Here is a 21948-nt window from a genome sequence, read left to right as displayed (position 1 = left end):
ATTTAATACCTATGTACGAATTCTAGGATCGAGATATTGCTGCAACACATCCATGAGCAAGTTAATCAGCACCACGATTAAGGAGGAAAACAGTAATATGCCTAGTAACAGATTAAAATCTCGTGTCATCACGGCATCTAAGGTTAAGCGCCCTAAGCCCGGCCAGCCAAAAACGGTTTCAGTTACTGCCGCTCCGCCAAATAAGGCAGCAAAGTGTAGACCTATCATAGTGCTCACGGGAATAAGAGCATTTCGTAACGTATGACGTAAAGTAATGCGTACCGGATGCAAGCCTTTGGCGCGTGCGGTGCGAATGAAGTCTAAATTTTTTACTTCCAACATGGCGGTGCGCGTAAGACGTGCGTAGACAGCTATAAAAAAAGTTGCCAAAGTGATCACAGGTAACACCGCATGTTTCGCTCTATCCCACCACCAGTCCACTCCTGTTAATTGGCTGCCTATGGTGGCGTGTCCATTTGCAGGTAACCAGCCTAGATGTACAGAAAAAAACAAAATCAATAATAAGCCTACCCAGAAGCCTGGCGTAGAATAAAGCAGTAGATTGAATAAGGAGAGCAGATGATCAGGCAAGCGGCCTGCAAAGCTAGCCATTATGGTGCCTAAAGTGATACCCACCACAATGGCGAGTAATAAACCACTTATTACTAAAAATAGACTATTACCCAGACGCTCTAAAATTAGCTGCGTCACAGGTTGATTAAAGCGAGGTGAAACCCCTAAATCAAAATGTGCTAACTGATAAACATAATTACCTAGGCGCTGTGTAAATGAACCATCTAAACCATAAGCTTGACGCATAGCCGTCATGCTTTCAGCGGTAGCACCGCCCGCTTCTCCAGCCATAATATCGACTACATCACCGGGCACTTGTTGTAGTAAGAGGAAGTTAATAACTAAAATCCCCAAAATGGTGGGTACGGCGCGTAGTAGGCTTTTTTGTATAGTGTTAATAAATTTAATCATTGATCATTTCGAGCTGAGCCAGATTGCCACGTAGTCCAGCTGCTACGTTATTAAAACCACGTATACGTTTATTAAAAACGCTGACATCATTTACTTGCACTAAGGCAATAGTGGGAATTTCATGAACTACGATTTCTTGAAAATCCTTAAATAACGTAGCGCGTTTACTGTCATCCATTTCAATAGCTGCTGCCTCTAGCAGAGCGTCTACTTTTTCATTCTGATAATGGTTTGCATTAGAAAAAGGTACATTAGGGTTAAAACTTTTAGACCAGTAAATACGCTGTAAGCCTACGGTAGGGTCAAACATAGTGCTAACGCCGCTTACCGTTAAGTCAAACTCTCGATTGGTGTAGACGCTGCGTATGTAGCTACCTGGGTCTTGATCGTGCAACTTAACGTCAATACCAATACGAGCTAATGCCGATCTCACATAAGTGGCAGTACGTTTAAATCCTGTATTAAACGGGTTGGCATGTAGATTCACACTAAAGCGATGACCGTTACCTGGTCGGGGGTAACCCGCCTCGTCTAAAAGCTCGTTAGCCCGTTTAACGTCAAAGGGATAAGGGTCTGCGATATCGAGGTGATAGTTAGGAAAACTTTGTTTTGAGATAGGCGCCACTGTAGGAGTTGCATAACCATAAAAAGCGATGTTTTTAATTTGTTCTCGATTTAAAGCATGGGCAATAGCCTGACGCACTAATGGGTTAGCAAGCTCTTCACGATCAAGATTAAATTCTAATGCCGTAATGGTGGCATTATCTTCATAGCCCATGGTGGTGGTATCTAGGTGTTCAAACTCACTAAGACTAGGCAGTTCACTAAGAGGAATGGGGCTGTGGGCACCTAAGTCAATGGATTGGTTTTTAAAACCATTTAAACGTGCTGTACTGTCAGGGATAATACGAAAGATAATACGTTGCGCTTTGGAATCTGGTAGGTCAGCTTGCCAATAATGGGGATTGCGCTCGTAAATAATATGGCTACCGCGTACCCATTCTTTAAAAACGAAGGGGCCAGTTCCTATGGGTGCACTATTTAAGGGGTTTCGAATTGCTTCGTCTAGCGTATATAAATGAGCAGGTAGTATGGGGGTTTCGCCCGCAGAGAGCGCTAAGATTATGTAGGGGGCGGGTTTACTAAAATGCAGTTTAACGGTGTACTTATCCAGTGCATCAATTTGTTCTAAATTAGCAAAAGTAGCCGCACCCCTTGGGTGATATTTTTTAACGGTTTGCAAGGAAAAGACAACATCCTGAGCAGTGAAATCTGCTCCATCGTGCCACTTCACACCTTCGCGCAAATGAAACGTATAGTCTAAGCCATCATCTGAAATTTCCCATGAAGTGGCTAGTTGAGGCAAGGGAGCAAGTTGATGATCATACTCCAATAAGCCTTCCACTACTTTGCTGCTGGTGATTACAGAAGTACCGCTGGTATTAGCAAAAGAAACTAACACAGGAGGCTCAGGGTCTAATGCTACCGTAATGGTATTTGAAGCCTCATTGCTAGTGAGTGCTTGTGCGGCAATAGCAGTGGTTTGAGTGCGCGCCCAGCTAGGCACTCCCACTAATAAGGTGGCGACGGAGAGCTGGTTTAAGAAAGACCGTCTAGAAAATTTCATGTATAGACCTATAACAACGAATTAAAAAATAAGTGTGTAGGTCTTAACCATGACGTTTTTAGCTCAAAGCTGCCACGATATATTAATGCTATCTATATGATTTTTTCTTTTTAGGTTTTTTTCCTATAAGTAAATAACCGGTTAAGAAACAGTGCTGCGTCCTTCCTCCACCGCATGGCAGGCCACTTGTACACCATCATGCAGTAATAGCTCAGGGACTTGTTGTTTACAGCGCTCATTGGCTAGAGGACAGCGTGGGTGAAATGTACAACCCGAGGGTGGATTTAATGGGTTAGGCACTTCACCGGCTACAGGAATACGCGCCTTGCCGCTACCGCTCATATCGGGAATAGCACCTAATAACATTTGGGTGTAGGGGTGTTGAGGAGTAGCAAAAAGTTTATTACGACTAGCAATTTCTACTATGCGGCCTAAATACATAACGCCTACCCGATCCGCCACATGGTGCACCACCGCTAAATTATGAGAAATAAACAAATAACTTAAGCCTAAACGTGCCTGTAAATCTTTCATTAGATTAAGCACCTGAGCTTGTACTGATACATCTAAGGCAGAGGTGGGCTCATCACAGACAATAAATTCGGGATTTAAGGCGAGGGCACGAGCAATAGAAATACGTTGACGTTGACCGCCAGAAAACTGATGAGGGTAACGTTTTTGATCAGAGGGGTTTAGGCCTACTTGCTCTAAAAGTTCATTTACACGAGCTATTTGTTCAGCCTTAGTAAGCGTGGTGTGAGTGTTTAAAGGCTCAGCAATAATACGTCCTACACGCCAGCGCGGATTAAGACTGGCATAAGGATCTTGAAAAATCATTTGTAAGCGACGGCGCAAGGCTTGTTTTTGGCTGTGATTCATCGTAGCCATATTCATGCCATCAAACTTAATAGAGCCTTTACTCAAATCGTATAGTCCCGTTAGTAAACGCGCTACTGTGGATTTTCCACAACCGGACTCACCCACTAAGGCTAAGGTTTCTCCTTTATTAAGGGTGAAGCTCACTCCATCTACGGCATGTAGTAGTACTCGGGGTTTGCGATAAATAGTGCGCTCTAACCAAGAGGGCGACACATCAAAATAGCGTGCTGCATTGTTGACTTCCACTAAAGGCGTTTCGGCACTGCTCATGGCTGCTCTCCTTCATGTAACCAGCAGGCGGCTTGCCTATTTTTTGCTACGGTAATGAGCTCAGGGCGTTCAATTTTGCATTTATCCATAACATACTTACAGCGAGGGTTAAAGGCGCAGCCTGGAGGGATGGCATTTAAGCGCGGCATACTGCCGGGGATTTGTTCTAAACGCTTAATGTCTGGCTCTAAACCGGGAATAGAGCGCATGAGACCCGTTGTATAAGGGTGTAGGGGGCGTTGGATTACGTCTTGGACTGGGCCTATTTCAATGATGCGGCCGGCATACATAACAGCTACACGATCTGCTGTTTCAGCAATTACACCCATGTCGTGTGTAATAAGCATGACGGAGGTACCATGGGCCTTACACAAATTTTTGAGCAGATCAATAATCTGAGCTTGGATGGAAACATCTAAGGCTGTGGTGGGTTCATCAGCTACGATAAGTTTAGGTTCCGCTGCTAAAGCCAAAGCAATCACCACCCGTTGACGCATGCCGCCAGAAAACTGATGCGGATAATGATCGATGCGCTCACGAGCTGCAGGGATTCCCGTGGATTCCAAAAGCTCAATCGCACGTTCACGAGCTTGTTTGGCATTTTTGTCTAAATGCGTTTGGATGGTTTCTATTAGTTGCTGTCCTACCGTATAAAGCGGATTTAAAGAGGTTAAGGGGTCTTGGAAAATAGCCCCTATTTCACGGCCACGTATGTTGCGTTTGCGAGCTTCCGATAAATTATCTATGCGTCTGCCATTGAAAATTATCTCACCGTCAACCACACGACCAGGGGGGTCAAGCAGCCCAATAATGGCGCTGCCCGTTAATGATTTTCCGGCCCCTGACTCGCCTACTACGCCCAACACTTCCCCGCTATTAATGTGGAAAGATACATCGTTTAGCGCTGTTAACGTACCTCTACGAGTAGCAAATTCAACTTTAAGGTTTTTGACTTCGAGTAATGGGCTCATAGTATGAATATTAATTTAACCGAGGGTTAAGTGCATCGCGAAGCCAATCGCCAAGCAAGTTAACAGAAAGCACTAATAGCACTAAGACTACGCCGGGGAAAATAGTAATCCACCATTCGCCAGAAAATAAAAAGTCATTACCTACCCGAATTAACGTCCCTAAAGAAGGGGAGGTGGGCGGTACACCTACCCCTAAAAAAGATAAGGTGGCTTCGGTAATAATAGCGGTAGCTAAATGCACGGTGGCTAGCACCAGCACAGGTCCCATGACGTTGGGTAAAACATGACTGAACATAATGCGTGGACCCGAAACACCAATCACCTTTGCGGCCTGTACGTATTCGCGGTTTTTTTCTACCATGGCCGAGCCGCGTACGGTACGAGCGTATTGGGGCCAGCCTGCCAAAGCAATAGCACCTATTAGTACGGGGAAAGCAATCACATCTAAGAGATTTTGTGGTACCGCAGCACGGGCTACGCCATCAATGAGTAACGCAATTAAAATAGCGGGAAATGACAGTTGCACATCGGCGACACGCATAATGAAAGCATCAATGCGTCCGCCCGCATAACCCGCTACCAAACCCAGAAAAATCCCCACCACCATGGCTAAGGCTACGGAAGCAAAGCCGATGAGCAAGGAAATACGCATGCCATACAACAAAGAAGAAAACAGATCACGCCCTTGACTATCAGTGCCTAGTAAATAGGTGGCTTGACCGTCTGCTTCCCAAGCGGGTGGTAGCAGCGCATCCATAAGATTAATAGAAGCCAAATCAAAAGGATTGTGAGGTGCTAACCATGGGGCTCCAAAAGCTCCCACAAAAAGCAGAAGAGTCATAATGGTGGCAAAAATTGCCACGGGTGAATGACGCCATGACCAGGAAATATCGCTATCCCAAAAGCGGTGTAGAGCGCCCATACCTAGTTACCCCCTCGGTTTATACCCACTCGTAGACGGGGGTCCACCACAAAATATAACAAATCAACAATTAGATTAATGCTCACAAAAACCAACGCGATTAAACACAAATAAGCTGCCATCACCGGCACATCAGCAAACTGTACGGCTTGTATAAATAACAGCCCCATGCCCGGCCATTGGAAAACAGTTTCCGTCACAATAGCAAAAGCGATAATGCCACCTAACTGCAAACCAGTAATGGTAATAACGGGCACCATCGTATTTTTTAACGCGTGACCAAAGTGAATAGCGCGCTGACTCAGGCCACGTGCACGTGCAAATTTAATATAATCGCTACGCAGCACCTCCAGCATTTCAGAGCGCACTAAGCGTAAAATTAAAGTGAGCTGAAATAAAGATAAAGTAATAGCCGGTAAAATTAAATGTTTCCAACCATCTACGCTTAATAAAGCGGTACTCCACCAGCCAATATAAGTCACCTCACCTCTGCCGTAACTGGGCAGCCACCCTAGCTGTACAGAAAAGACCAGTATTAACAAAATACCGATGAGAAAGGTGGGTAAAGAAATTCCCAGCAATGAAAAGGCTAAAATGCTTTGTGATATAAAACCATTACGCTTTAAAGCGGTGTAAACCCCTAAAGGCAAGCCCACAATTAAGGCCAAAATAGCTGCGGAAACAGAGAGTTCTACCGTAGCCGGAAGCCGGTCTTTGAGTAACTCAGACACACTTTGCCCTTGACGTAAAGACAGGCCAAACTCACCTTGTACGGCGTTTTGAATAAAATGCCAAAACTGCACTAAGGCTGATCGATCTAGCCCTAGGCTAGTACGTAAAGCAGCGCGATCAGCATCAGTGGCGTCTTGACCCAACATAATAGTGACAGGGTCACCAATGTATCTAAATAAAATAAACGCCAGCAAGCTCACGGTAAGCATTACCAACACAGCTTGAAACAGGCGTCGAAGAATGAATGCCAACATATGGGGCAATTTGTAAGGTGAGCCACGGTTGGGCTCACCCCTACAATCCTATGTAGTAATAAAAATAACTATAACGGTAATTATACCTGTAACCGTAATTGTAACGGGTTTATTCTATGGTTACCCAGTGCGGAGTTAAACGATTATCAGCCCGGTGTATTACGTCTACATTTTTACCCATGGCCCAAGGAATGACTTGATCGTGTAGCGGAATATGGCCCACTTCCTCAGCATGAATTTCTAATACTTTATGTATAGCGGCAGTACGTTTGGCTTCATCGGTCTCTACTTTGATTTGATCAATGAGAGCATCGACTTCTTCGTTTTCATAGCCACCAAAGTTAAAAGAGCCATCTGCGCCTTCGCCTTTGCTGTGCATTAGGCTTTGTAGCGTGTAGAGTGCATCAAAGGTAGGTACCCCCCAGCCAAATAAGTACGCACTGGTGTCGTGGGATTGTACTTTAGGAAAATACGTGGCACGAGGCATGGCATTTAAATTGGCTTTAACGCCGGCTCTGGCCCACATATTAACCACTGCCTGACAAATGGCTTCATCATTAATGTAGCGGTTATTAGGGCAATCTAAGGTGAAATTAAGCTCATTGGGGCCATAACCGGCTTCGAGTAATAAATTTTTGGCCTTTTCTAGATCGGGTGCGGGGCGCTTAGCTAACTCTTCGGTCCAGCCATTTACCTGAGGTGCAATCATGGTGCCGGTGGGAGAGGAGGAGCCACGCATAACGGCTTTTTTAATAGCTTCTACATCAATGGCCAAAGACAAAGCTTGGCGTACTCGTTGATCAGCAAAGGGGTTAGTGTCTTTAATGCTGCTATATTTAAGCGCATCACTTTTTTGGTCTAGACCAATATAAATAGTTCGATATTCATTTCCTTCTACTATTTTGGCTTGCTGCTTGATACGGTTTAGATCTTGAGCAGGAGGGTCTAGGACGAAGTCAATTTCACCTGATAATAAGGCGGCGGTACGAGTGGCATTTTGAGCAATGGGGGTATAAACAATTTTAGTCACATTGCCTTTTTTATTGTCTTTGTCCCACCACTCTGGGTTTTCTACATACACAGTACGAATATCCACTTCTCGGGTGTCTAGCTTATAGGCACCGGTACCATTTGCATTGCGCGCGGAGTAAGTTTCTTCATTACTAGCAAAATCTTGAGGGGTGGAGGCATTATTTGCCTCTGCCCAATCTTGGTTCATAATGAATAAGTTTGTGAGTTGACGTAATAAAACAGGATTAGGAGCATCGGTTTCAATTTCTATCGTGAGGTCACCTACCTTACGTACCTCTTTAATACCGTTAACATAGGCTTTAAAGTTTGAGGTGGGTGCCATGGCACGATTTAAAGAGAAGACCACGTCATCTGCGGTGAAATCTGCACCGTCATGGAATTTCACTCCATCGCGTAATTGAAAGCGCCAGACCGTAGGCTCTACATTCTCCCATTCGGTAGCCAAAACAGGCACTATATTAAAATCTTTGTCGTACTCTACTAGTGGCTCATACACATAGCTGCTGGCGGCAATGGTCATACCTTCATTTTGCGCGTGCGGATCAAGAGTTAAAATGTCTCCTTGGCTGGCCCAGCGTAAGGTTTTTGCTTGGCTTGCTACGGGTATAAAAAGGGCGGCGGTTAAGGCTGCCACTAAAAGCTTCTTATGCATAAAACTTCTCCTAATTGGGGATGTTACAACGTGTATTTTTTTGTATAGTGCCTTAGCTACTATAAGGCGTCAATGTTAAGCATAGACCATAAAAATCTAAAGCGAAGTTAAAAAAGGGTAAATCATGACAAGCACACGCCGTATTGCTCACGTAGATATGGATGCATTTTATGCCTCCGTTGAGCTCTTGCGCTATCCTGATTTACGCGGGGAAATGTTGGTGGTGGGTGGTCGTAATATTGCTGCCCCGCAGCAAATGGCTGATGGTAGTAGACGTTATGCGCGTTTAGGGGCTTATGTGGGCAGAGGAGTGGTGACCACTGCGAGTTATGAAGCGCGTGCTTTGGGGGTGTTTTCTGCAATGGGTTTAATGAAAGCCGCACAAAAAGCTCCCGAAGCTTATTTGCTACCCGCTGATTTTACTCGTTATCGGGATTTTTCTAAGCTTTTCAAAGCAGCAGTGGCCACTGTTTCAGATCGCATTGAAAACCGCGGTATTGATGAGATTTATGTGGATCTTAGCCATCTAAACTCAAGGCAAAGCAGTGAGCAATTAGGGCAGCAGATACAGTCTGCGGTATATGATGCTACCGGATTAACTTGCTCGGTTGGCATTAGCCCAAACAAATTACTATCTAAAATCGCTTCAGATATTAATAAACCTAATGGGGTTTGTGTATTAGCACTTACAGACGTACCAGAGATAATCTGGCCATTAAGCGTTGCTAAGGTCAATGGTATTGGGCCAAAATCACAAGAAAAGTTGGCGCACTTAGGTATTCACACCCTAGGCGAACTAGCCACTACAGATGCTTCGATATTACAACAACATTTTGGTTTAAGTTATGCGCAATGGTTATTACGTGCTGCTCAAGGAGAGGATGACAGTCCAGTAGTGTTGGAGTCTGAACCTAAATCCATCAGTCGTGAACGCACCTTCGATCGAGATTTGCATGTCACGCATCATAAAGCGGAATTAAGTGGTTTATTAATTACGGTGTGTGAGCAGTTGGAGCAAGATTTGCGCAAAAATGCGTGTAGGGCATATACCATAGGCATAAAATTGCGTTTTGATGATTTTTCTATTATCACGCGTGATGTGACCTTAGATCAGCCAGTATTGAAGATGGCGGATATTCTTGCTGCCGCCCGTCAAAACTTACGTCGCACCCAAATCCAGCATCGTAAATTGCGTTTGCTGGGGGTGCGTGCCACCAAACTCATCACTGAATCTGCTTGTGCACAGATAAGTTCTCAGCCAGAGCAGTTGCTTTTAGGAGATTTTTTCTAGATGCGTTAAAATTGGATGTATATATCTAAGGCTTTGCGTTTTAGTTTTAGTTTTCTCTTTTTATGGGGTTTGCGGTTATGGATTTTGATCAGGTGGGTGCAGACGCACTAATGGATATTACTTCTAGGCCAGATTTGGTTTTTGTACGTGGCCAAGGCTCTTGGCTGGAAGACCATAACGGCAAACGCTATTTAGACTTAATTCAAGGCTGGGCGGTAAACTCATTGGGCCATAGCCCTAAAAATGTAGTAGATGCCATGTGTAATCAGGCTTCTGAGCTTATGAATCCCTCGCCGGCATTTTATAATGCACCCATGATGGAGTTAGCTAAGCTCATTACTCAAAATTCCTGTTTTGATAAGGTGTTTTTTGCCAATAGCGGTGGTGAAGCTAATGAAGGTGCTATCAAGCTAGCCCGTAAATGGGGGCAGGTACACCGTGCAGGAGCTTATAAGATCGTTACTTTTGAGCATAGCTTTCATGGCCGCACCTTGGCCACTATGTCTGCTTCAGGTAAGGCGGGTTGGGATACGATTTTTGCGCCACAAGTCGACGGTTTTCTCAAAGCGAAGTTTAACGATATTGAATCCGTACGTGACGCCGTGGATGAAGATACCGTTGCCATTATGTTAGAGCCGGTGCAAGGTGAAGGTGGCGTGATACCTGTAGATCCTGAGTTTATGCAGGCATTACGCGATATCTGTGATGAGTTTGGCATGTTGCTAATCGTTGATGAGGTGCAAAGTGGCATGGGCCGTACCGGTAAGCTCTTTGCTTATCAGCATTATGGCGTAGAGCCCGATATTATGACCCTAGGTAAAGGCATAGGAGGAGGTGTACCTTTGTCTGCTTTATGTGCCAAAGAGGCAGTAGCTTGCTTTGAGCACGGAGACCAGGGCGGTACGTATAACGGTAATCCGGTAGTCACAGCCGCTGGTGTGGAAGTGATAAAAACCTTAACTGCAGATGGTTTTATGAATACTGTGAATGAGCGCGCCCATCAGTTATCTGAAGGGTTGTTGGCGCTTAGTGCCAAATGGGGCTTTAAAGGTGAGCGGGGTGAAGGGTTATTGCGTGCTTTGATTTTAGATAACGATGAGGGGCCCGCTATAGTAGAGGCCGCGCGTGATCGTAATCCAGAAGGAATGTTGCTGAACTCCCCACGCCCGAATTTACTCCGTTTTATGCCCGCCCTAAATATCAGTAAAAACGACTTAGCGCAGGCGTTAAAAATACTTGATGAGCTGATTTCTCAGGTGCGTAGTTAGTTTCTACTCTTTGCTTTTTTAATTTTTTAATCAAACCGACCTACTGCAGTGCATAGGTCGGTTTTTTAATTGGTAATTACGCCTATTGTTTGAGTTGTTCATATTATATAAATTTATATAGCTCATATAGTTTACAAGCAAAAGATTCATAACTAAACAAAATATACGTTTATAAGGCGACAACATGCAAAAAGCAAAACATCAAATAGCAAAATCACTTTTAGGCTGCGCTTTAGTAGCAGCAGCCTGTGGTGTGGCAGTAGCTAAGGAGGGAGCGGATCAATATTCAAATGGTGCTGATAGTTGGATGGCAGGCATGCTACCCCCACCCGGTAGTTATTTTGTGGACTATGCAGGCCACTATAGCGGCAAACTACGCAATGGTAGTGGTGATAAAGTCAAAGACGCCAAAGTAGAGGCGTGGTTTAACGCGTTTAGGTATGTATGTACATGTAACTGATAAAAAAATTCTAGGGGGTGATTACGCGTGGCACGTTATTGTACCGCTTGTAAATCAAAAAATGAGCTTAGGTGGGCCTTCTAAGCGTGTTACGGGTTTGGGTGATATCACCGTCAATCCCTTTATTTTAGCTTGGCATGGTGATAATTGGCATCATGTGATTGGTCTAGATGTTTTGCTGCCTACCGGGCGTTATGATTCGCATGATGCTAGACGTAGTATAGGGGCAAATTATTGGAGCTTTGAGTCAGTTTACGCGACCACCTATATGAGTGATAACCGTTTTGAGGTCTCCGCTAAATTTATGTATAACATCAAAACAAAAAATAAAAGTTATCGTCATCCTGTGCCCGGAGCTCAAAAAATGGATTACCACTCAGGCGATGATTTTCATGTGGATTTCTTAGTCGGTAAACACGTAGGGCAATGGGGTATGGGGGTTTCTGGTTATTATTTCCAACAAACCACAGCGGATAAAATTAACGGTACAGTGGTACCTGAAAACCCAGGACTGTGGTCTAAAGGGCGTAAGGGCCGGGTGCTTGCTTTTGGCCCCACCGCCACTTATACCACTAAAAATGGGCTTAACTTTTCCGTCCAATATCAGCATGAAACTTTAGTGAAAAACCGTTTTGGTGGTAATAAGTTCATGCTGAAATTAAACATGGCGATTTAACCGCCCTTTTTAAGAGCTAAACGCCAGTGATGCAGTAACGGCTCAGTATAGCCATTAGGCTGTTCTAAACCTTTAAAAACCAGCTCACGGGCTGCTATATAAGCTTTAGAGGCTTTATAGTTATTTTCCATGGGTAGATAAGCAGAGTCTCCTTGGTTTTGTTTATCTACAACTACCGCCATGCGCTGTAAGGTTTCATCTACCTGCTCAGGCGTGACGATGCCATGCAGCATCCAGTTAGCAATGTGCTGGCTGGAAATACGTAGAGTAGCACGGTCTTCCATGAGGCCCACATTATGAATATCGGGCACCTTAGAGCAGCCCACACCTTGATCAATCCAACGTACTACGTAGCCTAAAATACCTTGAGCATTATTATCTAGCTCTTGCTGGATTTCTTCGGCAGTCCAGTTTGGATTTTCTGCCACCGGGATGGTGAGAATATCTTCTAATACTTCCTTATGTTGGCCTTCCATACTTTTTTGAATTTCTTGTACATTTAGCTGGTGATAGTGTAAGGCGTGTAAGGTAGCGGCGGTAGGAGAGGGGACCCATGCGGTATTACCACCGGCCTTAAGATGCCCAATCTTTTGCTCTAGCATATCGGCCATGAGGTCAGGCATAGCCCACATACCTTTACCAATTTGCGCGTGCCCACGTAAACCACATGTTAAGCCCACTTGTACGTTATTGTGCTCATAAGCCGGTAGCCAAGGCAACGTTTTCATGTCATTTTTACGCACAACTGGGCCGGCATGCATACACGTATGGATTTCATCGCCAGTGCGGTCTAAAAAGCCCGTATTAATAAAGGCAACGCGCTCTTTAGCTGCGGCCACACAAGCTTTTAGGTTAACGGAAGTACGGCGCTCTTCATCCATAATGCCCATTTTGAGACTGTTACGCGGGATTTCTAATAAATCTTCAGTGCGTGCAAATAGCTCATCAGCAAAAGCAGTTTCTTCCGGGCCGTGCATTTTTGGCTTTACTATATAAATAGAGCCTTTTTGTGAGTTTTGTTTGAGCTCTAGATCACGCATAGCCACGAGATTTGTTACTACCGCATCCATGATGCCTTCAGGGATTTCATTCCCATCTTTGTCTAAGATGGCGGGGTTTGTCATGAGGTGACCCACGTTACGAATAAACATCAATGAGCGGCCCGCTAGTTTTTGAGAGGTGCCGTCTAAGTCTGTGTATTCACGGTCTGCATTGAGTTTGCGTGTGGTGGTTTTACCGCCTTTTTCTAATTCCGCCGTTAGGGTTCCGGTGATCAAACCTAGCCAGTTTCTGTAAGCTAAGGTTTTGTCTTCAGCATCTACGGTGGCCACCGAGTCCTCACAATCCATAATAGTGGTGAGTGCTGACTCCATTAGTATGTCTTTCACACCAGCGGCATCTTCTTTGCCGATGGGATGATTGGTATCTATTTGTACTTCAAAATGCAAACCGTTATGGGCAAATATTAAGGCTTCAGGATTGGCGGCGTCGCCACGATATCCGATTAGAGTACTGTTATCTTTAAGGTTGGTGGTGGAGTCATTATTTAAGGTAACGGCCAGTGCTTTATTTGTTATGGCGTATTTAACAGCATCTTTATGCGAGCCTTGAGCTAATGGAATAGCTTCGTCTAAGAAATTACGGCCGAACTCTATGACTCTTTGGCCACGTACGGGGTTATAGCTAGCAGTGATCTCAGCACCATCAGTGGTGGCGATAGCGTCTGTGCCGTACAGTGCGTCATAAAGGCTACCCCAACGTGCGTTAGCGGCATTCAACGCGTAACGAGCATTGGTAATGGGCACGACTAGCTGTGGGCCAGCTTGCTCTGTAATGGCACTATCAATATTTGTGGTATTGATTTTTGCGTCTGCGCTTGCAGGCTCTTCTACTAAATAACCAATATTTTTAAGAAAGGCTTGATAGGCGGCCATGTCTTTGATGGGGCCAGGGTTGGCTTTATGCCAATTATCTAACTCTAGCTGCAGCGCATCGCGTTTAGCGAGTAGTTCGCGGTTACGAGGCGCTAAATCATGGACTAATTGACTGAAACCGGCCCAGAATTTATTAGCGTCTAAACCGGTGCCGGGTAGCGCTTCATTTTGGATGAAATCATAAAGCTGCTTATCAACTTGAAGATTGTGGCATTGGGTGCGAGATGTCATGATTTACCCTATAAATGTCATACTATGGAATGATTAATATGGTTTCATTATGGTGGCTAATGAAGCACTAATGAAGAGCGATTTAGGTTTACTTTATCCATACTTTAAGTATTGACTACCAATAATTTATTAGTCGTTATATCTCTTTATATCGTTACTTAGCTTATAAAAAGCATAATTAATCAAATAAATCAAAATAAAATCAACTACAGGATACTTTTTATGCAGGATAATATGCAGTCAACCATTGTGACGCAGCTACCTCCTACCATACCTTATGAAGGGTTTTTAGATCCGGTGGCCGCTACGCAGCGTTTACTTACTATTTACCAACGTAACACCCAATTTATCCGGGAGCATTTTTTAGATTGCATGCGTGATGGTTTTCCTGAAGGCAAGCGTTTCAGAGCCAATTATCCAGTAATACGTATACGAGTCGATACACATCAAGAGGTAGATAGTCGTCTTTCTTATGGCCATGTGGTGGAGCCTGGTTTTTATGCTACTACCGTTACGCAACCGGATTTGTTTTATGATTATTTTGTTGATCAAATCGGGCTATTAATTAAAAACCATGGAGTGCCGGTAGAAATAGGTGAATCTAGTCAGCCTATTCCTTTGCATTTTTGCTTAAAAAATACGGAAATGGATGGACCAGTGTATCCGGAGTCAGAGGGCCATGTGCTGCGGGATCATTTTGATGTGCCTGATTTAGTATATATGGATGACACCATTGTTAATGGCACGTGGAAGCCTCAAGCGAATGAACCTCTACCTTTGGCGCCTTTTACCGCTCCCCGAGTGGATTATTCCTTGCAGCGGCTACAGCATTACACGGCCACGTCACCCGCTGCTTTCCAGAAGTTCATTTTATTTACGAATTATCAGTTTTATGTGGATGAGTTTTGTGCTTGGGGCGAAAAGATGGTGGCAGAAGGAAAGGGTGGATATACTCAGCTCATCACGCCTTCATCGGACCGTTTACCGCAAATGCCTTCTTATCATTTAATGCGCGATGACCACAGTGGTATTACGTTAATTAATATTGGTGTAGGCCCCTCAAATGCAAAGACTATTACGGATCATGTGGCAGTATTACGGCCTTCCGCGTGGTTAATGGTGGGCCACTGTGCGGGTTTACGTACTACGCAGCGTTTAGGCGATTATGTACTGGCCCATGGTTATGTGCGCCAAGATAAGGTGTTAGATGATGATCTGCCCACTTGGGTGCCGGTGCCACCCTTGGCAGAAATTCAAATTGCTTTAGAGCAAGCAGTGGCTAAGGTGGCCGGGCTTTCGGGGTGGGAATTGAAGAAAATCATGCGCACAGGCACGGTGGCTTCTATAGATAATAGAAATTGGGAGTTGCGTGATCATGATGAACCGGTACAAAGGCTGTCTCAATCTAGAGCCATCGCTTTAGATATGGAATCTGCCACCATTGCTGCCAATGGTTTTCGATTCAGAGTGCCTTATGGCACTTTGTTATGTGTATCTGATAAGCCTTTGCACGGTGAGTTAAAACTGCCCGGTATGGCAAATACCTTTTACAGTAAACAAGTGGGGCAGCATTTACATATAGGTATTAAAGCCTTAGAGCTAGTTAGAGAGATGCCAGCCGAACGTTTACACTCCCGAAAACTACGTAGCTTTATAGAAACAGCATTTCAGTAGGTTTTTTTACGTAATATGTAAAAAAATTTACTAGAACTTAATCTTCTTCTGCTATTTGTTGCTTACGTAGTTCTTTACGTATTTCTTTGCGGATTTGTTTTTTCAGCCATCTCTTTAGTTTGGCTTTTTTACGTTGTTTTTTGGTGAGCTTGGGTATAGCAAGCATAGTGCCGCGGCAGGAAGGCACACCACACCAACAGGCGTACTGCTGCTTGAGTGTTTTAGTGAGCTTTTCGTCTATAGTGAGGGCGTAGTCATACAGAATTTCTTCGCCCTCATCAATATCGCGTAAGGCCACAATAAACACCTTATCACCACTGTCACTTTCGTGGCCTTCGCAATTAGGCTCACAGCAATGGTTGATAAAACGTGAGTCATTCCCCTCTTGACCCCCATCAATAATCATGCCGTTACTCAGGGCAAAAAAGAAGGTGTGAAAAGGATCATTAGGATCAGAAGACTCTTGGGCATCGGCTTCTTCAGGCGTAATGCGTACGCCTTCGTATTCCAATATATACGTACCTTTAGGGATAGGACGACGGGCAAATACACCATGGCCATGTAGGTCCGATTCGCGGACCTCATGCCAAGGTTGTGAGCGTGTAGTTTGGCTCATGGGTGGTGATTACTCCTCTGGGGTAGTCGTTTTTTTAGCTGCTTTCTTGACCGCTTTTTTGGCGACTTTTTTCACGGCTTTCTTTGCCGCTTTTTTGGCTGCTGTTTTTTTCACAGCGGTTTTCTTCGCCGCGGCTTTTTTGGCGGCCTTCTTTGCGCCTTTTTTTGCTGCTCTAGGCTCAAATTCAAAGGAGACCTTGCCTTTGGCATCGCGCTTTAAAAAGGCTTTGAATTTACGATTTGTGCGGTTGGAAACAAAATTTTCAAGTAAATCGGTTTTACCATCAACCAAGAGCTTTTTCATTTGCTCAGCATCAATTTCTTGCTGCAGAATAATTTTATTACTACGAAAATCGCAGCTTTTCTCTGGGCCTACGGCTTTTTCACATACATATCTTACGCCATGCTCAAACACATTCGCTTGACATTTAGGACAAGGGCCTACAGGTTCTTTACCTGAGAAATCAACAGGCTCGTTGTCCTCCTCCTCGTTTTGGCCAAAATCAAACTCCAGCTTATTTTCAGCGTTGATGCGTAATATAGCGGCAAAAGGGCGCCCCATCTTACTAATAAAGCCAGTGAGAGGACCAATGGTTTTATTTGTTAACAGCTCCTCTACTTCATGTATCTCTAGGGTTTTGCCACCAGGATGTTTACCAATAGAGAAGTCACAGTTGGTGCAGGCATAGCGTCTGTAGGTTTCTTTTACCACACTGCCACAGACTGGACATGGCACCTCCAAGGTGACGTAATCACCTGGCACTGCATTGTGCTCGTAGTCCTTGGCGCTGCTGACTATGGCATCTGTCATGCTCTCTATTTTCGCCATGAAGGTTTTGCGGTCTAACTCGCCTTGCTCAATTTGTTTGAGCTTATGCTCCCACTCACCGGTCAGCTCAGGGGAGGTAAGTTCGCTAACACCTAAACCGTTTAAGAGCGTCATTAGCTGTTTAGTTTTAGCGGTAGGAACTAATTCCCGACCTTCGCGGCGTAAATAGCTTTCGTTGAGCAAGCCTTCAATAATAGAGGCGCGAGTGGCGGGTGTGCCTAGGCCGCTCTCAGACATAGCTTCACGTAAGGCATCATCATCTACCAATTTGCCAGCCCCTTCCATGGCTGAAAGCAGCGTGGCTTCTGAGTAGCGTGCGGGTGGCTTAGTGGCCAGAGCTTTACTTTCAATATGCTCGGTATGTACGGTTTCATTTTCAGTTACCGCAATGAGGGTGTCATCGCCGCCTTGGGCTTCGCGACCATAAATAGCCAACCAGCCCGGATTTACTAATACCTTACCTTCCGTTTTGAAGTTGTGTTCTTTTACTTTAGTGATACGCGTGGTAACACGAAACTCCGCCACGGGGAAAAATATGGCGAGAAAACGGCGCGTGATCAGCTCATAAATTTTGAATTCGGCTTCGCTCAGCTCTTTAGGAATTTGTAGTGTAGGAATGATAGCAAAGTGGTCTGAGACCTTTTTATCATCAAACACACGTTTTATGGGCTTGACCCAGCCGTTATCACACACTTGCTTTGCAAACGGCTGTACGGAGGCAGAAGCCGGGGTGCCGGCATCCGTTAGGGCTTGCATCGTGTCTTTAACTGTTTGCAAGTAATCTTCAGGCAAATAACGGGAGTCCGTGCGCGGGTAAGTTAAGGCTTTGTGGCGTTCGTAGAGGGTTTGAGCCAACGATAAGGTGGTCTTGGCTGAGTACCCAAAACGAGAATTGGCCTCACGTTGCAAACTGGTTAAGTCAAACAGAGCCGGTGACTGTTGTTTAGAAGGTCTGGACTGCTCTGTCACTATACCGTCTTGACCAGCGCAAGCTTCTACAATGGCCAGGGCTTCAGCTTCAGTCCAGACGCGGGAGTCGCGTTTTTCGGCATCGTCTTCGTCTTTTTTGAATTCAGGATTAAACCAACGGCCGGCGTATTGACCTGCTGTCGCAGTAAAGTCCGCATGAATTTCCCAATAATCGCGTGAAACAAAACGACGAATCTCTTCTTCGCGCTGATGCACAATGGTGAGCGTAGGAGTTTGTACACGGCCTACTGGGGTTTTGAAAAAACCGCCTTCTTTGCTGTTAAAAGCGGTCATAGCGCGGGTGCCATTAATGCCAATAAGCCAGTCTGCTTCGGCGCGAGAACGTGCTGCTGCCTCTAAGGGTTTAAGCTCTTCATCATCCCGTAAATTCTCAAAAGCTTCACGTATGGCTTCGCGTGTCATGGAGCGTAACCATAGCCTATGGATAGGTTTGTCTACCTTGGCAAACTGCATGATGTAGCGGAAAATAAGCTCACCCTCACGCCCCGCATCGCAGGCATTAATTACGGCGCTTACGTCTTTACGTTTAAGTAGCTTTACCAGTAGTTTGAGACGCTCTGCTGATTTTTTATCAGAAGGTTTCAATTCAAATTGCGGCGGTATTACGGGTAATTGCTTAAAGCTCCATTTGCCACGTACTGGGTCATTAGGGGCGATTAAACTAAGCAAATGGCCTACGCTGGCAGCTAGTACAAAGTTTTCGCTTTCAAAATAGTCCCCTTCACGGGTAAAGCCCCCTAGGGCACGAGAAATATCGAGCGCTACAGAAGGTTTTTCGGCAATGATTAGAGTTTTAGTCATGGGTGTACCGTCACAGCAAGTCTGCATTAATAGTGCAGATCATACGAGGTGAAAATCGCATTATGCAAGTAAAAAAAATAAATCAATCCATTCTGAACGTACCAGATTGGGCACAGTTTTTAAGTCGTAGCAGCATTATCATTGCTGCCGTATTGTTTGGCAGCGCGCTCATTATGGCAATCGCTGCTAATTGGTTGAGCTGGCCTAAGCTGCTTCGAGTGGTCTTAATACAGGCCACTATAACAGCACTGGTATTATTCGCATGGAAGCGTGGGCAGCAAAAGTCTAAAGAGTGGGCTAGTGTTTACAGCCTGTCAAGCTTAAGCGTAAATTTAGCGGCTATTGCCGTAGGGGGATTATTGGCGCTGATAGGACAAAGTTATCAAACGGGCGCCGACCCTTGGTGGCTTTTTGCTATCTGGGGTCTATTGCTTTTACCGTGGCTAATTACGCTGCGCTCTCTATTTATCATACTGTTAGTTTTAGGATTAACAAATGTGGCGTTGTTTTTGTTTGCTATTAATAGCATAACAGTTGCGTCTGGGCAGCCTGTTTCGTTGTTATTTGTAGCCCTCAATTTATTGGCTATTTATTTGGCAAAAAACAAGAAAACACATAGCGTATTGCAGCCTATGGCTGTGTTGTTTTTAGTAGTTACGGTGCTATTGTGGCAAGCACTGACGTGGATGGAAAGTCTTAGTGGTGCGATGCTACAAGGCTTTATGAACTTGGCGATATTGATAGGCTTAGCGGTCTATTATTCGCGTTATAGCACCGATTTTTTCACGGCAGTTTTGTCTTATGCCGGTGCGTATGTGCTGCTGTTAGCATTAATTGCTTTTGGTATGGGCATGGGGACAGGAAGTGTACTGGTTTTATTTTTTGTAGGTGCAGCACTAGGATTTTTGTTAATCAGGGATTTACGACGCCTTTGGCGACAAAATTCTGTGCTTAAAGAGCCGTGGTTTTTACGCTTGATGTATTTGCTAATACAGAGCTTGGTGGCTCTGCTTTTTGTGCTGGTTTACCTATTAGTCATAGGTGAGCTCAATGATGTAGTCATACATCTGTATGTGGCTGGTTCTGTAGTGGCAATTGTGTTGTTACAGCGAGGTAAAAAAAGCGCATTTTTTCAAGATTTACCCTTGTTTTTACTGCTTAGCAGCATGGCTTTAGTGATGACGGGGTTAAGCGGTGTAAGTCTTAATAAAGATTTGTTGTTCGCTTGGTTTTTGTTGTTAAGTACAGTGGTTTATGTTTTTAGTCCTAAGGATTGGTTATTACGATTTTGTAGTGCGATTATTGCCACCGCTTTAGCGGGTGTTTGGTGGTTTACTTATTTTTTTACCATAGGGTATTTGCAGCTTTTTCTGTTGGCGGGGGTGGTCATGTTGGCTGCTGTGATGCATTATAAATCCGCTTATAAGATTTCATTAAAACCGTTATGGTGGGCTTGGACAGTAGCTTTGGTGGCTTTAGTCGTTTGGGCACCCCCTTATTATCTGCTGCCAGCGGCTTTACCACCTTTAGGCATATTGGCGTTACTTGGCTGGGTTTGGGCTTATGCACAGCGTGATGGCGTGTTGTTTTGGTCTTCCGTTTTATTATTAGCGGCTTCTTTGGGGCAGCATTATTACCAATTGGAGTGGTCTTTACTACATAAGGCGGTTGCCTTAGCAGTGAGCGGCTTGTTTTTGGGGTTATGTGCTTTATTGTTACAACGTTTTAAGACAAAAACACAGCCTAACAATGCAACACCATCAACATCAAAAACAGCTAAGCAATTAGTGGCACGAGGGCCCACTCGTATTGGTGTGGGGTTATGGGTAGGTTTAGGCGCTGTATTACTAATGAGTACTCAAGACGTAGCACGTAAAGAATACCTCTTAGCCCATGGCGTGCCTGTGGTGCTTAGCTTAGCGCCAGTAGATCCACGCTCATTAATGCAAGGTGATTACATGGCACTTAACTTTACGCTTAGTGAGCAAGTGGAAGAAATCATGGCTGAAGAGGCGAATTTGACGGCTGCTAGACCGTCAAATGTGCTCGCCTATATGAAGGGCAGTAGTGATAGCCCATCAACGCTTGTGGCTTTGCAAAACCCCGTTAATTCGTATGTTTACTGGGTAGAGGGGGCGAAGCAAGAGCTTGATAGCCTAGCGGTATTAAAAATGCAGCGTAATAAAGGGCGTTGGTTACCAAATGGCATTGACGCATGGTTTTTCCCCGAAGGGCAGGCTGCTGCGGTTGAGCAAGCCCGCTTTGGGGAGTTTAAGACCAATGCCAAAGGACAGGCATTGTTGTATAAATTAATAAATTAATTAAGGAAGGGAAGGGTTTGAGATTAGTGAGATAGACGATCTTCATCATCGGTTAACAGCTCTTCGAAGATGAGATGGTCTATTTCAGCCTCGTGATTCCAAAGCACCATTAAAGCCACAATTTTAATTTTTGCTAAAGGGACTGGTGTTTCGTCTATGGCTTGAGCGCGCTCAATAAGCACCTCGCGTAAGGCGGGAGGCAGTACGCCAGAGTTTTCTAAAAAGCGAATAAAACCAGCCGCTTCGTGGCCTAAGGCATTAAGCTCGTGCTGGGTATAAACACGCATGCTGTCTGTGTGATGTTGATTAGTTAATGGTTGGTGCATAGCGGCTGATTCACTAAGGCCGTGTAACCAGCTAAGTGCTTCATTGATTTCTTCGTCTTCGAAGCCAATGGCAGCGAGTTTGTGGGCTAACACCTCAGCTTTAGGGCAAGCTTCGGGCGTGTAGTAGGTTTCAAACAAGTAAACCAAGATATCAAACATGTATGTATTACCACTAAAAAAACGCATAAAGATGAATCTATAAGTCTACA

The 21948-nt window shown here is 44.7% G+C and carries 17 protein-coding genes; 6 read left to right on the top strand and 11 right to left on the bottom strand.

Annotated features, from left to right (window positions below):
• Positions 1-9: 9 nt before the first annotated feature.
• The 7 genes from AC2UZJ_RS06175 to AC2UZJ_RS06145 form a co-directional block, all read right to left on the bottom strand.
• Entirely contained in the window at positions 10-984 is a 975-nt protein-coding gene (locus AC2UZJ_RS06175; protein ID WP_486949246.1) for an ABC transporter permease, read from the bottom strand.
• The gene (locus AC2UZJ_RS06170; RefSeq protein WP_486949245.1) at positions 977-2611 is read right to left on the bottom strand and encodes an ABC transporter substrate-binding protein; all 1635 of its coding nucleotides are present in this window, start codon (positions 2609-2611) and stop codon (positions 977-979) included. The genes AC2UZJ_RS06175 and AC2UZJ_RS06170 overlap by 8 nt, the downstream gene beginning before the upstream one ends.
• Positions 2612-2752: 141 nt before the next feature.
• Positions 2753-3760 (bottom strand): ABC transporter ATP-binding protein, encoded by a 1008-nt coding sequence (locus tag AC2UZJ_RS06165; protein WP_486949244.1) that lies wholly within the window; start codon positions 3758-3760, stop codon positions 2753-2755.
• Entirely contained in the window at positions 3757-4731 is a 975-nt protein-coding gene (locus AC2UZJ_RS06160) for an ABC transporter ATP-binding protein (RefSeq protein WP_486949243.1), read from the bottom strand. Before AC2UZJ_RS06160 ends, AC2UZJ_RS06165 begins: the two co-directional genes overlap by 4 nt.
• A 10-nt stretch (positions 4732-4741) precedes the next feature.
• Positions 4742-5653, bottom strand: coding sequence for an ABC transporter permease (locus AC2UZJ_RS06155; protein WP_486949242.1), 912 nt, complete (start codon positions 5651-5653; stop codon positions 4742-4744).
• A 2-nt stretch (positions 5654-5655) separates the two neighbouring features.
• The gene (locus AC2UZJ_RS06150; RefSeq protein ID WP_486949241.1) at positions 5656-6639 is read right to left on the bottom strand and encodes an ABC transporter permease; all 984 of its coding nucleotides are present in this window, start codon (positions 6637-6639) and stop codon (positions 5656-5658) included.
• A gap of 109 nt (positions 6640-6748) precedes the next feature.
• Positions 6749-8323, bottom strand: coding sequence for an ABC transporter substrate-binding protein (locus AC2UZJ_RS06145; protein WP_486949240.1), 1575 nt, complete (start codon positions 8321-8323; stop codon positions 6749-6751).
• Positions 8324-8444: 121 nt separating this feature from the next.
• Between AC2UZJ_RS06145 and dinB the strand changes: the two genes are divergently transcribed.
• The 4 genes from dinB (at position 8445) to AC2UZJ_RS06125 (ending at position 12018) form a co-directional block, all read left to right on the top strand.
• Positions 8445-9614 carry a DNA polymerase IV gene (dinB, locus tag AC2UZJ_RS06140; RefSeq protein WP_486949280.1) on the top strand — a complete coding sequence of 390 codons (1170 nt, stop codon included), beginning with the start codon at positions 8445-8447 and terminating at the stop codon, positions 9612-9614.
• A 77-nt stretch (positions 9615-9691) separates the two neighbouring features.
• Entirely contained in the window at positions 9692-10882 is a 1191-nt protein-coding gene (locus tag AC2UZJ_RS06135; protein ID WP_486949239.1) for an acetylornithine transaminase, read from the top strand.
• 184 nt (positions 10883-11066) lie between these two features.
• A complete protein-coding gene (locus AC2UZJ_RS06130; protein ID WP_486949238.1) occupies positions 11067-11342 on the top strand; it encodes a hypothetical protein in 276 nt (91 codons plus the stop codon).
• On the top strand, positions 11323-12018 hold the full coding sequence (locus AC2UZJ_RS06125; RefSeq protein ID WP_486949237.1) for a SphA family protein: 696 nt from the start codon (positions 11323-11325) through the stop codon (positions 12016-12018). Before AC2UZJ_RS06130 ends, AC2UZJ_RS06125 begins: the two co-directional genes overlap by 20 nt.
• On the opposite strand, the gene AC2UZJ_RS06120 is transcribed toward AC2UZJ_RS06125, so the two are convergent.
• Positions 12015-14183, bottom strand: a complete 2169-nt coding sequence (locus AC2UZJ_RS06120) for a malate synthase G (RefSeq protein ID WP_486949236.1) — start codon at positions 14181-14183, stop codon at positions 12015-12017. The two genes, AC2UZJ_RS06125 and AC2UZJ_RS06120, sit on opposite strands and share 4 nt — an antisense overlap.
• 222 nt (positions 14184-14405) lie before the next feature.
• On the opposite strand from AC2UZJ_RS06120, the gene AC2UZJ_RS06115 reads away from it, so the two are divergent.
• On the top strand, positions 14406-15857 hold the full coding sequence (locus AC2UZJ_RS06115) for an AMP nucleosidase (RefSeq protein WP_486949235.1): 1452 nt from the start codon (positions 14406-14408) through the stop codon (positions 15855-15857).
• 37 nt (positions 15858-15894) lie between these two features.
• Here AC2UZJ_RS06115 and AC2UZJ_RS06110 read toward each other — a convergent pair whose 3' ends face one another.
• Together AC2UZJ_RS06110 and AC2UZJ_RS06105 are read right to left on the bottom strand one after the other, a co-directional pair.
• On the bottom strand, positions 15895-16473 hold the full coding sequence (locus AC2UZJ_RS06110) for an SET domain-containing protein (protein WP_486949234.1): 579 nt from the start codon (positions 16471-16473) through the stop codon (positions 15895-15897).
• 9 nt (positions 16474-16482) lie between these two features.
• Entirely contained in the window at positions 16483-19092 is a 2610-nt protein-coding gene (locus AC2UZJ_RS06105) for a DNA topoisomerase III (protein ID WP_486949233.1), read from the bottom strand.
• A 62-nt stretch (positions 19093-19154) separates the two neighbouring features.
• Here AC2UZJ_RS06105 and AC2UZJ_RS06100 point away from each other — a divergent pair, with 62 nt between their 5' ends.
• Positions 19155-21413, top strand: coding sequence for a GDYXXLXY domain-containing protein (locus tag AC2UZJ_RS06100; RefSeq protein ID WP_486949232.1), 2259 nt, complete (start codon positions 19155-19157; stop codon positions 21411-21413).
• Between the two features lie 23 nt (positions 21414-21436).
• Here AC2UZJ_RS06100 and AC2UZJ_RS06095 read toward each other — a convergent pair whose 3' ends face one another.
• Positions 21437-21898, bottom strand: coding sequence for a Smg family protein (locus AC2UZJ_RS06095; protein WP_486949279.1), 462 nt, complete (start codon positions 21896-21898; stop codon positions 21437-21439).
• Positions 21899-21948: the final 50 nt, after the last annotated feature.

The sequence above is a fragment of the Paenalcaligenes sp. DL 309 genome (assembly GCF_057475285.1).
Note: the sequence above shows the minus strand (reverse complement) of the source record. Positions and strands in the feature narration are given on the sequence as shown.